The sequence below is a fragment of the Pseudomonas agronomica genome (assembly GCF_025917275.1).
Classification (GTDB): domain Bacteria; phylum Pseudomonadota; class Gammaproteobacteria; order Pseudomonadales; family Pseudomonadaceae; genus Aquipseudomonas; species Aquipseudomonas agronomica.
The window spans coordinates 1-16,999 of the sequence record NZ_JAOSHO010000006.1; the positions used below are offsets into that span (position 1 = coordinate 1).

Sequence of the window (16,999 nt, forward strand, 5' to 3'; positions counted from 1 at the left end):
CAGGCGCTGGCTCGGCAGGCCCGGGTCCAGCGGCAGGTAACCGCCGCCGGCCTTGAAGCTGCCGATGATCATGCCGAGCAAATCCAGGTCGCGCTCAGCCAGCAGCGCCACTGGCTGGTCGAGACCGACGCCCGCCTCGATCAGCGCATGACCGAGGCGGTTGCTGCGCTCGTTCAACTCGGCGTAAGTCCAGGTGTCGTCCCGACAACTGGCGGCAACGCGTTGCGGATACGCCGCCACCTGGGCCTCGAACAACTCGACGTAACTCTGTTCCAGCGGATAGGCACGCGCGCTCTGGTTGCAGCCCTCGATGAGGAAAGCCTTTTCTTCAGCACCAATCAGCGGCAGCTCGGCCATGTCGCCGTGAAAACCCTCCATCAACGCCAGCAGCAATCGCTTGAACTCGCCCAGCAGCCCTTGGACCGTCGACTCATCGAAGTAACGCTGGTCGTAGGACAGGTGCAGCCCCAGGTCGTCGCCGGGATAACACACCGCCGTCAGCGGGAAGTTGGTGTGGGTGCGGCCTGAATCCGAGGTGGCATTGAGGCTCTGGGCGCGGTCCAGCACCGAAACCTCCACCGGCGCGTTCTCGAACACGAACAGGCTGTCGAACAACGGCTGGCCCTTGGGCAGCTCGCTGACTTCCTGGATGCTCACCAGCGGCAGGTATTCGTATTCGCGCAGTTGCATGTTGCTGTCCAGCAAGCCGTTGAGCCATTGGCGCACGCTGCAGCGCTGGTCATCCGCCGGGATCCGCACCCGCAAGGCAACGCTGTTGATGAACAGCCCCACCGTGCGCTGCATCTGCGGCAGTTCCACCGGACGCCCGGCCACGGTGACGCCGAACAATACGTCGCGATCACCGCTGATACGGCGCAACACCAGGGCCCACGCGGCCTGGGCGAAGGTGTTGACGGTCAATTGATGGGCCTGGGCCAGCTCGCGCAGGCGCGCACCGTCCCGGGCGTCGAGGCGGGTGTAGCAATCGCCGACAACCATGCCGCCGCTCTCACCGGCGTGTTCGCGCAGGAACGGCCGGTCACCCGGGATCGGCGTGGTCCGCTCGAAGCCTTGCAGGTTCTGTTTCCACCATTGCCGGGCTTCGGCCAGGCCCTGGCGCTGCAGCCAGCCAATATAGTCGCGATAGCGCGGCGGCACGGCCAGGCGAGGCTCGCGCTGTTCACCGAGGGCGGTGTAGATCTCGAAGAAATCATCCATCAGCAACGAACGGCACCACGCATCGATGAGGATGTGGTGGTTGCTCATCATGAACCAGTAGCGCGCCGCGCCGACCCGGATCAGGCGCAAGTGGAACGGGGCCTCGTTCAACAGATCGAAACCGGCCTCGCGCTCGCGCTTGAGCAGCGCTTGGAGCTTGGGCTCCTGGGCGTCGTCGGGCACTTGCGTCCAGTCGAGGTATTCCACCGGCGTGCGGCCGGGCTTGTGGATGACCTGCAGCATGTCTTCGCCGACGTTCCAGCAGAACGAGGCGCGCAAGGCTTCGTGACGGGCGATCACCGCTTGCCAGGCCTGGGCGAACCGCTGCGGGTCGAGTTCGCTGTTGATGCGGTAGCGGTCCTGCATGTAGTACAGGCCCGTGCCCGGCTCCAGCAAGGTATGCAGCAACATGCCTTCCTGCATCGGCGTCAGTGGGTAGACGTCTTCGATCTCCGTGGCCGGCACCGGCAGGTTGTCCAGCTGTGCCTGGGTCAGTTTCGCCAGCGGGAAGTCCGACGGCGTCAGGCCGCCTGCCTCGTCCGTCAGGCAATGTTCGATCAGGTGCTGCAATTCCTCGAGGTAGGCGTCGGCCAGCGCGGCGATGGCCTCGCGGTCATGACGCTCGGCGCTGAAGGTCCAGCGCAGCGCCAGTTCGCCGCCACTGACCTGGCAGTCGAGGCTCAGTTCGTTGGGCAGCGGTGCGTCGGGGTCATGGATCGCGCCAAGCGCTTCGTCCAGCGGGCGGAACAGCGCGTCCTGACCGAGGGTATGGTCAAGCTGGCCGAGGTAGTTGAAGGTGATCGTCGCTTGCGGCAAGCCGGCCATCGCCTCGCGGGTGCCGATGTCTGCCAGGTAACGCAGCACGCCATAGCCGAGGCCCTTGTGCGGCACCGCGCGCAGCTGTTCCTTGATGGCTTTGATCGAGGTGCCGACATCATCGCCTGACGGGCACAGGCGCAGCGGATAGACGCTGGTGAACCAACCCACGGTGCGAGTCAGGTCGATGTCATCGAACAGCGCCTCGCGGCCATGTCCTTCGAGCTGGACCAGCACCGATTCATGCTGGCTCCAACGGCACAGCACCCGGGCCAAAGCGGTGAGCAACAGGTCATTGACCTGGGTGCGATAGGCGCTGGGCGCTTGTTGCAGCAATTGCCGTGTGCGCTCGGCGTCCAGGCGCAGGCTGACGATGTCGGCATGCCGTTCCTGGCGCCCGCCGTCGGGACGGGCGCAAGGCAGCGTTACGTCCGGACCGCTCAACTGGCCTTGCCACCAGCTCAACTCTTCGCGCAGGGACTCACTGCCGGCGTAAGCCTGCAAACGCGCGGCCCAGTCACGGAACGGGCTGGTCTTGGCCGGCAATTGCAGCGTTTGTCTGTCGATACATTGGCGGTAGGCCGTTTGCAGGTCGTCCATCAGCACTCGCCACGAGACACCGTCCACCACCAAGTGGTGAATCGCGATCAGCAGGCGCTGCCGACCGTCAGGCAACGCTGCCAACACGGCCCGCAGCAGCGGCCCGCTCGACAGCGCAAAGCCTCGCTGTGCCTGGGCAAACACGGCTTCGCAGGCGTGCGGCGAATCCACCGACACCGCCTCCAGCAGCGCCCCTTCGAACACTGGCTGATGCTCGGCGCGCCAGTGCCCGGCGCGGTTGCCGAAGCCCAGGCGCAAGGCGTCGTGCTGCTCGAACACCGCGCGCAACGCTTGCTCCAGGTGACCTGTTTCCAAGCGCAGGGTCGGCTCCAGCAACAGCGCCTGGTTCCAGTGCTGACGGTTGGGTATTTCACTGGCGAAGAACCAATGCTGGATCGGCGTCAGCCCCGAGTCACCGCTCAACAATCCTTGCTCGGCACTCAACTGTTCGCTGCGCGTGGCGATGGTCGCCAGGGCCTGCACGGTCTGGTGCTGAAACAAGTCGCGAGGGGTGAAATGAAGGCCCTGTTGCCGGGCCCGGCTGACGACCTGGATCGACAGGATCGAATCGCCGCCCAGCTCGAAGAAATTGTCGTTGAGGCCGACCTGCCTGACATTCAACACGTCGCACCAGATCGTCGCCAACGCTTGCTCCAAGGCACTGCTCGGCGCCACGTACTGTTGGCGATTGAGTTCCGGATCGGGCATCGGCAAGGCGCGGCGGTCGAGCTTGCCGTTGGCGGTCAGCGGCATGCTCGGCAACAAGATCAAGTGCGCAGGCACCATGTAGTCCGGCAGTTGCGCCTTGAGGTGATTCTTCAGCGCTTCGCGCAGCGCCGCTTGCCCGGCGCCATCCTGTTCGGCGATGTCGCTGACCAGGTAGCCGGCCAATTGCTTGCCGCCCGGCATATCCAAGGCCAGTACCACGGCCTCGCGCACGGCGTCGTGTTCCAGCAGGCGGTTTTCGATTTCTCCCAGTTCGATACGGAAACCGCGAATCTTCACCTGATGGTCGATCCGTCCGAGGTATTCCACTTGGCCGTCGGCGCACTGACGCACCAGGTCCCCGGTGCGATATAGCCGTCCGCCGTCGGCGGTAAACGGGTCGGCGACAAAACGCTCGGCGGTCATGCCCGGGCGCTGATGGTACCCCTGGGCCAACCCGGCGCCGCCGACATACAACTCACCCGTCGCGCCTTGCGGCACCAAGGCCAGGTCGGCGTCGAGAATATAAGCGACGCGAGCGCCGATCACGTTGCCGATCGGTACGCTGCCGACGCCCTCCTCAAGTTGTTCCGGGGCCAGGCTCGCCAACGGCATGACCACGGTTTCGGTCGGGCCGTAGGCGTTGAAGAACAGGTTCGGGCTGAACGCGGCGCGGATGCGCTGCAGGTGTTCGCCGGTCAGGGCTTCGCCACCGGTGATGCACATGCGCACCGGCAGCGTCTGGCCCTGGGTTGCCAGCCATTGCGCCAATTGGCTGCCATAGCTGGGGGTGAAACCGAGGATATTGATGCAGTGTTGGCGGATCAGGCCGCAGATTTCCTCGGCATCCCACTGGCCCTGGGCGCGCAGCACCACGTGGGCGCCACTGAGCAACGGCACCAGCAAGCGCTCGGTGGCGGCGTCGAAATTGATCGAGTAGAAATGCAGTTCGCAGTCATCGGGACGCATGCCGAAGCGCTGGATCACCGCTTGGCAGTGCATGGCGATCTCACCGTGGGACACCACCACCCCCTTGGGTTTGCCGGTGGAGCCGGAGGTGTAGATCAGATAGGCCTGGTGCTGCGGCAGGTTGATCAGCGGCGGCGACTGGTCGGGATAATCCGCCAGGGCCGCACGGTCGTCTTCCAGGCACCAGCGCTGCACGCCTTCCGGCAGCTGACCGATGGCCTGGAACATGGCCCGATCGCTGAGCAGCAAGCCGACGCCGCTGTCCTCGATCATGTAGAGCAAGCGGTCCAGTGGGTATTCCGGATCCAGCGGCACGTAGGCGCCACCCGCCTTGAGGATCGCCAGCAGGCCGACGACCAAATCCAGCGAGCGCTCCAGGGCCAGCCCTACCCGGACCTGCGGCCCGACACCACGTTCGCGCAACATCCAGGCCAGGCGATTGGCCCGGCGCTCGAGTTCGGCATAGGCCAGCGTCTGGCCGGCGAACGTCAGCGCCGGCGCGTCCGGGCGCAGCCGGGCCTGTGCTTCGAACAATGAATGGATGCATTGATCGAGAAGATGCTCGCCCGGCTCTTCGCCGAGGCTGTCGAGCAACTGCTGCTGTTCACTGGCGTCCAGCAGCGGCAGCTCGCTCAGCCGCCGAGCCGGATCCACCAGCAGCGCTTCCAACAGGTTGCGCCAATGCCCGGCCATGCGGGCGATGCGAGGTTCGTCGAACAGGTCGGTGCTGTAGGTCAGGCAGCAGCCCAGGCGTTGGTCCAGGTCGGTGACTTCCAGGTTGAGGTCGAACTTGGTCGCCCGCGCATCGTTGACCAGATAATCGACGCTCATACCGGCCAGCGTGCGGCTCTGCTGGAATTCCCAGCGCTGCACGTTGCACATCACTTGGAACAGCGGGTTGTACGCCGCGCTGCGCGGCGGTTGCAGGGCTTCGACCAAATGATCGAACGGCAAGTCCTGGTGGGACTGGCCCTCGATCACCGTGTGGCGCACCTGCTCGAACAGCTCGCCCACCGACATCTGCCCGTCGAGCTGGCAGCGCAGCACTTGGGTATTGAGGAACGCGCCGATCAGCCCTTCGCTTTCCGGACGGATGCGGTTGGCCACCGGCGCGCCGATGCGCAGGTCGACCTGGCCGCTGTAGCGATAGAGCAGCACGGCCAGGGCGGCGGTCATGGTCATGAACAGGGTCAAGCCATGTTCGGCGTTGAAGGCACGGACCCGTGCGGCCAAGTCATCGCTGAGGTCGAAACGGAACAGTTCGCCGCGATGGCTTTGCACCGGCGGACGCGGACGGTCCGCCGGCAATTCCAACAAGGGATGTTCGCGGCCCAGTTGCGTGGTCCAGTAATCGAGCTGGCGCTGGCGCTCACCGGATTCCAGCCATTGGCGCTGCCAGGCGCTGTAGTCCAGGTATTGCACCGGCAACGGCTCCAGCGGTGACTCGCGGTCGTCGATGAAGGCTTCGTACAGTGCACTGAGCTCACGGGCGAAAATGTCCATTGCCCAGCCTTCGGTGACGATGTGGTGCAGCGTCAGCACCAGGTAATGTTCGCGCTCGGCGGTCTTGACCAGGCAGGCCCGCAGCAGCGGCCCGGTTTCCAGGTCGAAGGGCTCGTGGGCCTCGCTGTCCGCCAGCTGCTGCACGCGCTGTTGGCGAAGGTCGGCGTCGAGCATGGAAAAATCTTTCCAGTCCATGCGCAGGCCCGTCTCGTCGTGCACCTGCTGGCGCGGCACGCCGTCGGTGCTCGGGAACGTGGTGCGCAGGGTTTCATGGCGCAGGATCAAGGCCTGCAACGCCGCTTCGAAGCGCCCGACATCCAGCACTCCGCGCAACCGGGCCATGCCGCCAACGTTGTAGGCCGGGCTGTCCGGCTCCATTTTCCAGAGGAACCACATGCGCTGCTGGGAATAGGACAGCGGCACCGGTTGGCTGCGGTCGACTTTCTCGATCGGCGGCTGGCGGTTGGTCCGACCGCTGGCCTGGATCAGCCGCACCTGCTCGGCGAAGGCGCCCAGCTCGCTGGCTTCGAACAACGCACGCAACGGCAGCTCGACGTCGCAGGCCTGGCGCGTGCGGGAAATGATCTGGGTCGCCAGCAACGAATGGCCGCCCAGGGCAAAAAAATCATCCCGCAGGCCGATGCGGGCAAGGCCGAGCACGTCGCGCCAGATTCCGGCGATCTGCTGTTCGAGGGCGGTGGCCGGCTCGACGTGTTCGCGCACCTGCCATTGCGGCTCGGGCAAGGCGCGACGGTCGAGCTTGCCGCTCGGGCTCAAGGGCATGGCGTCCAGGCGCAACAACTGTGCGGGCACCATGTAGTCCGGCAGCTCACTGGCGAGGGCGTTTTTCAGGCGAGCGGTCTGGGCGACGGCATCCTCATCGGGCGCTGCTGCGGTGTAATAACCGATCAACTGCTGACCGGCCGCCGTGTCGCGCACCAGCACCACCGCCTGGGCGACGCCGTCCTGGGCCAGCAAACGCGCCTCGATTTCCTGTGGTTCGACACGGAAACCGCGCAGCTTAACCTGCTGGTCGAGGCGGCCGAGATATTCGATCACGCCGTCGGCATCCCAGCGCGCCAAGTCGCCGGTGCGGTAAAGCCGCGCGCCAGCCAGCCCTTGGGGATCGGCGACAAAACGTTCCGCCGTCAACGCTGGACGCCCGAGGTAACCCCGGGCCAGGCCCAGGCCACCGATGCACAGCTCACCCGGCACGCCGACGAGCACGGGATTGAGTTCGCTGTCGAGGATGCGGCACAACACATTGCCCAAGGGACGACCGATGGGCGAGCGCTCGCCATCGCCTGCGGCGCAATGCCAATGGGTGACGTTGATGGCGGTTTCGGTCGGGCCGTAGCGATTGTGCAACTGCGCCGTCGGCAGTTGCGCGAGCACTCGGTTGCGCAACTCGGCCGGCAAGGCTTCGCCGCCGGAGAAAATTCGCCGCAGGCTCGTGCAACGGGCACTCAAGGGCTCGTCGATAAACAGGCTGAGCAGCGGCGGGACGAAGTGCAGCGTGGTCACGCCGAACCGCTCGACCAGTTGCGCGATGCGGTGCGGGTCGCGGTGCTCGCCCGGGCCGGCCAGGACCAATTGGCTGCCGGTGATCAGCGGCCAGAAGCATTCCCACACCGACACGTCGAAACTGATCGGCGCCTTTTGCATCAACACGTCGGTCTCATCCAGCCCATAGGCGGCCTGCATCCATTGCAGGCGCTCGGCCAGGGCCGCGTGAGTATTGCCAACGCCCTTGGGTTGGCCGGTCGAGCCCGAGGTGTAGATCACGTAGGCCAGATGATCGCCGTGCAAGTGCAGGCCCGGCGGATTGCTCGGCCATTGCTCCAGGTGCAGCGCGTCCATGGCGATGACGCTGACGCCCTCGCAGGACGGCAAGCGTTCGAGCAGTGCGGTTTGGGTCAGGAGCAGATCGACGCCACTGTCGTGGAGCATGTAGGCCAGGCGTTCGCTCGGGTAATCGATATCCAACGGGACATAGGCGCCGCCGGCCTTGATGATCGCCAGCACGCCGACGAGCAATTGCGGCGAACGCTCGGCGGCAATCGCCACGCAAACGTCCGGGCCGACACCTTTGTCGCGAAGATAATGAGCCAGCCGATTGGCCTGGGCGTGCAGCTCGGCGTAGTCCAGCGCACCACCGTCCCACTGTAATGCAGTGCGTTGCGGGGTGCGCCGGGCCTGCTCATTGAGCAGTTCCGGGAGCCATTGCGTGGCGGGCTCGCAGGGTGCCGCCGCCCAACGCTGCTGCTGGGCGAGTTCTTCGACGCTCAGCAGAGGCAAGTCGCCGAGGGCCTGTCGTGGATCAGCGCAGACCGCCCGCAGCAAGCTGCAAAAATGCTCGGCCAGGCGTGCGATGGTCGCCGCCTCGAACAGCTCGTCCGCGTAGTCGAACGACAGTGTCAGCCGGCCGTTACGGTCTTCTTCGCTGTGCAATTGCAGGTCGAACTTGGCTTCGCGGCTGTGCCATGGCAATTCATCGGCCAACAGCCCCGGCAGGCGCCGCAACGCGCCGAGGTCGCGCTGCTGGTGGTTGAACATCACTTGGAACAGGCCTTGTTCGCGAGCCTGGGGGAAAGCTTCCAGCAGTTGTTCGAAGGGCAGGTCCTGATGAGCCTGGGCGCCGAGTGTCGCCTCCCGGGCCTGGGCCAGCAGCGCGGCGAAGGGCTGGCGCGAATCGATTTGCGCGCGCAGCACCTGGGTGTTGATGAAGAAGCCGATCAGCCCTTGGGTTTCCAGGCGCGGGCGGTTGGCGTTGGGCACGCCGATGCGCAAGTCGGATTGGCCGGTGTAGCGCTGCAGCAAGGCCTGGAACACCGCCAGCAACAGCATGAACACCGTGGCGTCATGGGCCTGGGCGACCTGGCGCAGGGCATCACAGAGCGTCTTGTCCAGGCGTAGGCTATGGCGCGCGGCGCTGCGGTGCTGCTGGGCACTGCGCGGATGGTCGGTGCTCAGCGCCAGGGTCGGGTGCTCGTCGCCCAACTGCTCTTTCCAGTACGCCAGTTGGCGCTCGGCTTCGCCCTGGGCAAGCCATTGCCGCTGCCAACTGCCGAAGTCGGCGTATTGCAGGGGCAGCGGTGCCAGTTCGGCGATGTGTCCCTGGGACGCGGCGGCGTACAGCCGCGAAAACTCATCGATCAAGACATTCATCGACCAGCCATCGGCGATGATGTGATGCATCGTCACCAGCAATTGATGATCGTCTTCGGCCAGGCGCAACAAGGTGACCCACAGCAGCGGTCCCTTTTCCAGATCGAATTGGGTGGACGCCTCGTCCTCGCGGACCTCCTGCGCCCGGGCTTCGCACTGATCGGCGGGCACGTCGCTGAGGTCGATCACCTGGAGATTGAACTCGCCGGCCGGATCGATCTGTTGCAGGGCCACGCCATCGCGTTCCAGAAAGCGTGTGCGCAAGGATTCGTGGCGCTCGATCAATTGCTGGAAGCTCAGGCGCAACGCTTGTTCGTCCAGCTCACCGCGCAGGCGCAGGGCGCCGGGGATGTTGTAGGCGCGGCTGGCAGGGTCCAACTGCCAGGTCAGCCACAAGCGGTTCTGCGCCAGCGATTGCGGCAGGGCTTCATCGCGCGCCAGCGAATTGATAACACCCTGGGGCTGGCCGCCGTCCTGTTGCAGATTCGCCACCGCCGTCGCAAAAGCGCCAAGGGTCGGCGCCTCGAAGAGCAGGCTCAGGTTGAGTTCGACACCCAGCGCTTCACGTAGCCGCGCGACCACTTGAGTGGCAGCAATGGAATTGCCACCCAGCAGGAAGAAGTGGTCATCGCCACGGACCTGATCGATCTGCAACTGCTCGCACCAAAGCCGGCCGATCAAGTCTTGCAGTTCGGATGATGGCGGGGATTCGTCGCAAGTTTCGACCTTGGCCGAAGGAAACAGCGCATAACTGTCGAGGCTGCCGTCCGCCAATCGGGCGCGGCACGCCGAACGTTGCAGTTTGCCGCTGGACGTCTTCGGCAATGCCCCCGGATTGAGCAACACCACAACGCTCGGTGCTTGCTGGCAGGCGTCGGCCACGGCCTGGCGAATCGCGTTGATCAAGTTTTCTGGAGGGAGGATTTTCTGCACGCTGCGGCTGATTTCGGCGGCGATGCCGATGCCTTCCTGACCCGCCTCGTTGACGGCGAAGGCGGCGACGCGGCCTTTGCGTACCACCTCTACTTCCCGCTCGATGGTCTGCTCGATGTCCTGTGGATAAAGGTTGTGCCCGCGCACGATCAGCATGTCCTTCAAGCGTCCGGTGATGAACAGTTCGCCTTCGCGGACGAAACCCAGGTCACCGGTGCGCAGCCACGTGCGGCCGTCATGCTCGACGAAGGTCTTGGCGCTGGCCTCTGGGTTGCGCCAGTAACCGTGGGCGATGCTCGGCCCCGCGGCCCAGACCTCGCCGACCTGGTGATCGGCCAGCGGTTGCAAAGTGGTGGGCTCGACGATCAGCACCGCATGATCTGGCTGGCTCACGCCACAGCTCATTACCGCGCTGCCCTGCCCCGGCTCGGCACGGTTCTGCGCCAAGGCCGCGTCGTCCATGCGCATCGAGGGGATGCCCTGACCACGCGGTGTGCCGGCCACGAACAACGTCGCTTCGGCCAGCCCGTAGGACGCCATGAAACGGTCAGCCGTGAAGCCGCACGCCGCGAACTTCTCGGCGAAGCGCTCCAGGCTGTCGAGGCGGATCGGCTCGGAGCCGGAATAGGCGACGCGCCAGCCGCTCAGGTCGAGGCGATCCAAGGCCGATTCACTGACCCGTTCGCTGCACAGGCGATAGGCGAAGTCCGGGCCGCCGCTGATGGTGCCACCGTATTCGCTGATCGCTTCGAGCCAGCGCAACGGCCGGGCGAGGAAATAGGCCGGTGACATCAGCACGCAAGGCACGCCGCTGAAGATCGGCTGCAGCAACCCGCCGATCAGCCCCATGTCGTGATACAGCGGCAGCCAGCTGACGATGACATCGTCAGGATTCACATCGATGCCGAAGCCATGGCGGATCAGCAGCTCGTTGGCGACGAGGTTGCCGTGGCTGACCTGCACGCCCTTGGGCAACGCGGTGGAGCCGGAGGTGTATTGCAGGAAAGCGATGTCATTGTCTTGCAGGTCCGGCGCCTGCCATTGCTCGGCGCGGGTCGGATCGAGCGTATCGACGCACAACACTGGCGGCGCCGATTCGATGGCTTGCAAGCTGTCGCGCAAATCAGCGGTGGCCAGCAACAGCCGGGGTTCGGCGTCGGCGATGATCGACAGCAAGCGCTCCTGATGATGCCGACGAATGGATTCCGGCGGATAGGCCGGTACGGCGATCACACCGGCGTACAAGCAGCCGAAGAACGCCGCGACGTAATCCGGGCCGCTGGGAAACAGCAGCACCGCTCGATCGCCGATTTTCGCTTCGCCCTGCAATGCCGCCGCGATGGTCCGGGCGCGCCGGTCCAGGTCGCGATAACTCAGTACCACACCCTGCTGCGGACTGTCGGCAAGGAAGCGCAAGGCGACCCGATCCGGAGTCAACGCGGCGCGGCGCTGGAGGGCATGGGCCAAGGTGCTGGGGAGTTCGAACGCGTCGGTCATGAGGGTTCCTGCCTGAAATTCGGCTTGCAAGTAGTCACCCATGGGGACGGATAACATCGCCAGATAATTAGTCGCTGCTCCCAGGCATCGCGCGCGCAGCGGTGCTCAGGCACGTAGCACCCCGTGACAACGAGTCGCAGCGCTCAGCCTGGACTTCCTTTCATCAATAATTCTTCTTCTCAATTGACAATAATTATCATTAAGCCTAATTTGGCCCCCGATGTGTAGGACGGATCCGCTGGCCCGACCGTCCTGCTAACTAATTGCAGCAAGGTGAATTCCATGACGGAACAAGTATCCACAAGCAGGTGCGACTCACCGCTACTTCAGGCATTCGTCGATAACCGAACCATCCTGGTCAAGATCGCCGCGCGCATCACCGGTTGCCGGTCCCGCGCGGAAGATGTAGTTCAGGACGCGTTTTTCCGGCTGCAATCGGCGCCGCAAATCACCTCCTCCATCAAGGCCCAGCTCAGCTATCTGTTCCAGATCGTGCGCAACCTGGCGATTGACCATTACCGCAAGCAAGCGCTGGAACAGAAATACTCGGGCCCTGAAGAGGAAGGCTTGAACGTGGTGATCCAGGGAGCTTCGCCGGAAACGTCGCATATCAACTTTTCCACGCTCGAACACATCGCCGACGCGTTGACCGAGCTGCCCAGCCGCACTCGCTACGCCTTCGAGATGTACCGCCTGCATGGCGTGCCGCAAAAGGACATCGCCAAGGAATTGGGCGTCTCGCCAACCCTGGTGAACTTCATGATCCGCGACGCCCTGGTGCATTGCCGCAAGGTGTCGGGGGTGCGCGGGGATACGTTTGCGCGGCGGTAATCTTGCGGTGGACTGACAGACCTCATCGCGAGCAAGCTCGCTCCCACATGGACTGCTGCGACCCTTGTGTGGGAGCGAGCTTGCTCGCGATGGGGCAATGAAGGCCGCCATGCCTTCACATCAACGAACACCGATCAAAAAACCGCTCCCGCCCCAGGATCATCAACGCCGCCCGTTTGTGCGGGAAATCGAACTCCTTTTCGCAATGGAAGCATTGGTTGTGCAGATGTCCGATCATCCGGGCGTTGTCGGCCCGAGGCTCGGCCACCACGCGCTGGGTGCGTGGATCGTCGAGGAACAGGTAGTGCACCAGCGCCGACAGCCAGCTCGCGACTTTATGCGGGCCCCGGTGTTGTTCCTCGCCCACCAGCATGTGAATGCCGCGGTCATAGTCATGGGCGTCATAGAACGGCGCGATTCGATCTTCCTTGGCCCAGTAGGCTTCGAAGTAGGCGAATGGCTGGTCGTCGAAACAGCCGATCAACGTCAAGACCCGAGGGTCTTGCTGCAGTTTGCCCAGATACTCGCGATGCTGCTCCAGGCTGCCCTCCTCTTGCCAGAAGCTGGCGACCCGGGGGCTGTTCTGCCAGCGATTGAAGCGTGTCAGGTCCTGCTCGATTTCGAGGGTTCGCAGGGACACCCAAGCCCCCAGCCGCGCATCGAAACGTCGATACACCTCGCCTCGTGGCTTGATCGGTCGACGAGGATGGCGCTTGCCATCGGTGATGATCATTTGCTGCGGATAACTGCCATTGAATGCTTCCCCCAGCCAGGGCTGCGGCAATTGCCAGAACAAGACGCGCTCACAGACGTATTCGTTCACCTCTGGCGTGCCCGCCAGCAGGCCACTGAGCAAGGCTTCGCCGGGGCGTTCGTCAAGGTGCCAGACCAATTGCTGGCAATCGGGATCCCTGGCAAACAACCAATAGCAGGCGGCCCACAGCGCCGGCCCTACAGGCCGGTCGTTGGGTTCTTGAAGATGTACGTGAAGTTGAGGGCCGCGCTCCAGGCGCAGACGGATCAAGGGCGCGCCTTCGAGCATCAGGCTCAGATGACGCTCGGTTTCATCAGCGCCGAGGTGGCGGCCACCCGGCAAGGGCAGCGTTGTTGAAGGCTTGGAGATAGACATTGGAGCGGCTCACGTATTCGTCGATGGTCAACGTGTGACGTGAGCCACAATGGGAAATTTAGTCTGGCTCAATGAGCGTGTGGTGGCACCAACTCGATCCGGTAGGGCTGGAAAATCTGCAACATTTGCCCATTGTCCCGCAGTTTTTGGAGCAACTGCTGGAACACGTCGGCACTGATGGGCGTCTGGGGTCGGATCAGCGCGTAATGGTGATAGATCTGATCGATGCGCTCGGAAACCAGCAACTGGGGCCCCACATCAGGATTGCGCAACAAGTAGTCGCTGAGGTACGAGCGGGTCACCAAGGCAATGTCCGCGCGCCCGCGCACCACCATCTGCAAATTGCTGTCGTGGGAATAAGTCAGCGTGGCGTTGTACTGCCCGATGAGGAACTTGGGGTCAGGGTTGAACTCGGCAAAGGCGTAGTGATAACCGCTGAACAAGGCCAGGCGCTTGCCCCTCAGATCGGCGAAATAGGCCTGCTGGCGATCGGGCTGGCGCTGGGTCACAAAGATCTCGGCGTCTTCCAGCCCCATGTCGACTGCGGTGTGCGGCACATCCTGCCAGCCCCAGTCCGGGTTCTCGAAAATAGCCATGTCGACCCGTCCCTGCTTGAAATCATTGAAGCGGCGCGGAATCGAAGTAGGTACCAGGACGAATTGGTAATCGGCCTGCGATCGGTTCAGGGCCTCCACCAGTTCCGGCAGCAGGCCGGTGTCGGCGCCGTTTTCGGGCCGAACGGTATAGGGTGGAAAATGTGCCGCGCCGATCCGCACCAGCTGCGCCGCCTCGAGGGAGGACGTCAGCAAAAGAGTCAGAGCGGCCAGCAAAACACGCGAGGTCATCCCCATCGGCAATAACGTCAAGATACCCCACTCCCCACATAGACCCATCAATACAATGACGCTAGGCGGTTTCAGCCGCTTAGCCAGCCATGCGGCCAATTTTAAGCCGTCGTTTACTTATTGTTTTCTGCCAACACGAGGATCAGGGCCTGTTCGGCCAGTTCATCGAGACTCAGGCTGCCTTCAGTGCGAAACCAGGTAGTGGTCCAGGACAACGCACCGGTCAGGAAGCGCCGGGTAATGGACACGTCCCCGCGAATATACCCGGCCTCCTTGGCCTGCCCCAAGATTTCAAGCCAGACATCTTCATAAATATTGCGCAGGGCCAGCACTTGGCGCTGCCCGTCCGCGGACAGGGAACGCCACTCATAGAACAACACCGCCATCGCCTCGCCGGTGCCGCCCATGATCGACTGCAATTCGCAGCGGATCAGCGCCAGCACCTGCTCACGTACGCCGCTTGCCTCGCCCAGGGCCGCACGCATCAACGCAGTGTTGTAGCGGATGGTTTCCTCCATCACGGCCCGAAGGATCTCATCCTTGCTCTTGAAGTGATGAAAAATGCTGCCCGACTGGATGCCCACGGCACCCGCCAGGTCGCGCACCGTGGTGCGCTCGAAGCCTTTGTTGCGAAACAGGTGAGCCGCGGTCTGAAGCAATTTGCCGCGAGCACTGTCCGGGTCGGTCAGTTGCCCGTTGTCGACCAGCTCGCGCATCACGCCCTGGGTTCTTTGCTCGTCCACCTGCGTTCTCCCACAGTCGATCAACCCATGCGCGGCCATTTCATCAAATCGCCAACAGCGTGGGCAATTTAAGCTGGCCGGGGCAACCTCGCAAGCGCTCGGGAACGGGACTAGGCGGATGCGCCGGGTTTGACTACGCTCAAACCCATCAGCATGCCGATACCGGGAACCTTAGCGATGCCTCACTGGCTGGTGATTGATCTGGAGGCCACCACCGATGAAGGTGGCTGGCCGGTAAGCGAAATGGAAATTATCGAAATCGGCGCCAGCCTGGTGAATCGAGACGGCCGGGAAGTGGATCATTTCCAGCGGTTTGTCCGGCCACTGCGGCGACCGCTGCTCACCCCTTTCTGTCGCCAGCTGACTCACATCAGCCAGGCCAACATTGATGGCGCCGCCCCACTGGCAGAGGTCTGGCCTGCGTTCGAGCGTTGGCTGGCGCCCTATCACGTCAATCTGGAGGGCTGGATCAGCTGGGGTGACTACGATCGCCAGCAATTGCTGCAGGAATGGCAGCAGCACCAGCTGCAAAGCGTGCTTGGCCAGGTGCAGCACATGAATCTCAAGCAACGCTTCGCCAAGGCCCGACGGCTGGAGCGCCCCTTGGGACTCAATGCGGCGCTGCAGCTGGCCGGATTGCAGTTCTGTGGGCAACAGCACCGCGCACTGGAGGACGCCCGCAACACGGCGCGATTATTGCCTCTTGTACTGACAGGCTGAGCGGACGTCGGGCGCGACAGATGACGACTGTTGTGGCCTTGTGCATACTGGCCGGCCTTTTTCAGCCCTTTCTCGAGGAATCGCCCATGTTTAAAGTCAACGAGTACTTCGACGGCACCGTCAAGTCGATCGCCTTCGGCACTGCCGAAGGCCCAGCGACCATTGGCGTCATGGCACCGGGCGAATATGAATTCGGCACCGCCCAGCGGGAAATCATGCACGTCGTGTCTGGCGCCCTGACCGTAAAGCTGCCTGACAGCACCCATTGGGAAACCTTCGAGGCCGGCAGCCAGTTCAACGTCCCGGCCAACAGTAAGTTCCAGCTCAAGGTGGCCGTCGACACGGCTTACCTGTGTGAATATCGCGCCTGATATTTTCGTGGCGAAAACGGTTGCCTGGTAAATAAAAATGCCCGCGTCATTGGACACGGGCATTTTTGTTCTTGAGTGTTTTATTCCAGCACTTCGACCGGCATCCCCACTTCAAGCCTGCCGTTGCCATCATTCACCAGGTTCTGCCCGAACATCGCGCCGTCAGGCGTCGAACGGTACTGCTGCAACGTCGCGAAAGGCTCACGATTCGGATCGCGCTCACCGGTTTGCGGATCGACGGTGGTCATGATGCATCTTGAGCATGGCTTGACCACTCGCAATTCCATGTCGCCGATACGAATCCGCTTCCAGCCATCTTCGGCAAATGCCTCGCTGCCCTCGATCACCAGGTTGGGACGGAAGCGCAGCATTTCCAGGGGGCGGCCGACCTTGCCAGACAGATCCTGCAAAGAGGCCTGTCCAATCAACAACAAAGGAAAACCATCGGCGAAAGCGACCTTGTCGTCGTCCCGGCCATAGCCGGCTGCCGTGGTACGGGCCAATTCCACCGGGACATGGACCAGCCGGGTGCGCTGGCCGATGAACTCACTGACCCAGGCCGCCGCTTCGTCCCCGGCATCCGGCACGCGCAAGGTGTCGCGCCAGATGATCACGCCGCGTAGTTGTTCTTCGATGACCGGCGGCAACGCCGCTTCGAAAGTGCCGTAGCCCGGCGCACTGAGCGTCAGGCCGCACGCCTCGTTCCACAAGGCCGACAGCTGGCTCATTTTCGCCACGGCCCGCTGGGTCAGGAATCGCCCGCTGCCTTCATCGACGAGCATCCAGCGGCGGTCACCGTCCAGCCCCAGCTTGTCCAGGCCAATCCCTTGCAGCGATTGGCCCCTGCCGGATTTCAACGGATAACGATACAGCGCGCTCAGCCGCAACATGGTCAGCTCCCCAGGCGAAAAAAAGCCACCTTATACGAGCCGGCCACCGAAGCAAACCGGG

At 63.5% G+C, this 16,999-nt stretch carries 8 protein-coding genes; 3 read left to right on the plus strand and 5 right to left on the minus strand.

Annotated elements, in window-relative coordinates; all coding sequences use genetic code 11:
* The coding region (locus tag OC610_RS01195) for a non-ribosomal peptide synthase/polyketide synthase (protein WP_264426150.1) at positions 1 to 11,409 on the minus strand (11,409 nt) is incomplete at its 3' end.
* A 282-nt stretch (positions 11,410 to 11,691) separates the two neighbouring features.
* Here OC610_RS01195 and OC610_RS01200 point away from each other — a divergent pair.
* Positions 11,692 to 12,240 carry an RNA polymerase factor sigma-70 gene (locus OC610_RS01200; RefSeq protein ID WP_030141922.1) on the plus strand — a complete coding sequence of 183 codons (549 nt, stop codon included), beginning with the start codon at positions 11,692 to 11,694 and terminating at the stop codon, positions 12,238 to 12,240.
* 115 nt (positions 12,241 to 12,355) lie between these two features.
* Here OC610_RS01200 and OC610_RS01205 read toward each other — a convergent pair whose 3' ends face one another.
* The 3 genes from OC610_RS01205 to OC610_RS01215 form a co-directional block, all read right to left on the minus strand.
* On the minus strand, positions 12,356 to 13,369 hold the full coding sequence (locus OC610_RS01205; protein ID WP_264426154.1) for a GNAT family N-acetyltransferase: 1,014 nt from the start codon (positions 13,367 to 13,369) through the stop codon (positions 12,356 to 12,358).
* A gap of 68 nt (positions 13,370 to 13,437) precedes the next feature.
* The gene (locus OC610_RS01210; RefSeq protein ID WP_264426155.1) at positions 13,438 to 14,235 is read right to left on the minus strand and encodes a substrate-binding periplasmic protein; all 798 of its coding nucleotides are present in this window, start codon (positions 14,233 to 14,235) and stop codon (positions 13,438 to 13,440) included.
* Positions 14,236 to 14,327: 92 nt separating this feature from the next.
* Positions 14,328 to 14,957 carry a TetR/AcrR family transcriptional regulator gene (locus tag OC610_RS01215; protein ID WP_264426156.1) on the minus strand — a complete coding sequence of 210 codons (630 nt, stop codon included), beginning with the start codon at positions 14,955 to 14,957 and terminating at the stop codon, positions 14,328 to 14,330.
* A 177-nt stretch (positions 14,958 to 15,134) separates the two neighbouring features.
* Between OC610_RS01215 and OC610_RS01220 the strand changes: the two genes are divergently transcribed.
* Both OC610_RS01220 and ppnP read left to right on the plus strand, forming a co-directional pair.
* On the plus strand, positions 15,135 to 15,677 hold the full coding sequence (locus tag OC610_RS01220; protein ID WP_264426157.1) for an exonuclease domain-containing protein: 543 nt from the start codon (positions 15,135 to 15,137) through the stop codon (positions 15,675 to 15,677).
* Between the two features lie 86 nt (positions 15,678 to 15,763).
* On the plus strand, positions 15,764 to 16,048 hold the full coding sequence (ppnP, locus tag OC610_RS01225; protein WP_249873918.1) for a pyrimidine/purine nucleoside phosphorylase: 285 nt from the start codon (positions 15,764 to 15,766) through the stop codon (positions 16,046 to 16,048).
* A gap of 80 nt (positions 16,049 to 16,128) precedes the next feature.
* On the opposite strand, the gene OC610_RS01230 is transcribed toward ppnP, so the two are convergent.
* The gene (locus OC610_RS01230; RefSeq protein ID WP_264426160.1) at positions 16,129 to 16,938 is read right to left on the minus strand and encodes an MOSC domain-containing protein; all 810 of its coding nucleotides are present in this window, start codon (positions 16,936 to 16,938) and stop codon (positions 16,129 to 16,131) included.
* Positions 16,939 to 16,999: the final 61 nt, after the last annotated feature.

What these genes read in the sequence shown, in the direction of transcription:
- OC610_RS01205 (WP_264426154.1), bottom strand. Translation starts at nt 13,369, where the DNA reads ATGTCTATCTCCAAGCCTTCAACAACGCTGCCCTTGCCGGGTGGCCGC.
- ppnP (WP_249873918.1), top strand. Translation starts at nt 15,764, where the DNA reads ATGTTTAAAGTCAACGAGTACTTCGACGGCACCGTCAAGTCGATCGCC.
- OC610_RS01230 (WP_264426160.1), bottom strand. Translation starts at nt 16,938, where the DNA reads ATGTTGCGGCTGAGCGCGCTGTATCGTTATCCGTTGAAATCCGGCAGG.
- OC610_RS01200 (WP_030141922.1), top strand. Translation starts at nt 11,692, where the DNA reads ATGACGGAACAAGTATCCACAAGCAGGTGCGACTCACCGCTACTTCAG.
- OC610_RS01220 (WP_264426157.1), top strand. Translation starts at nt 15,135, where the DNA reads ATGCCTCACTGGCTGGTGATTGATCTGGAGGCCACCACCGATGAAGGT.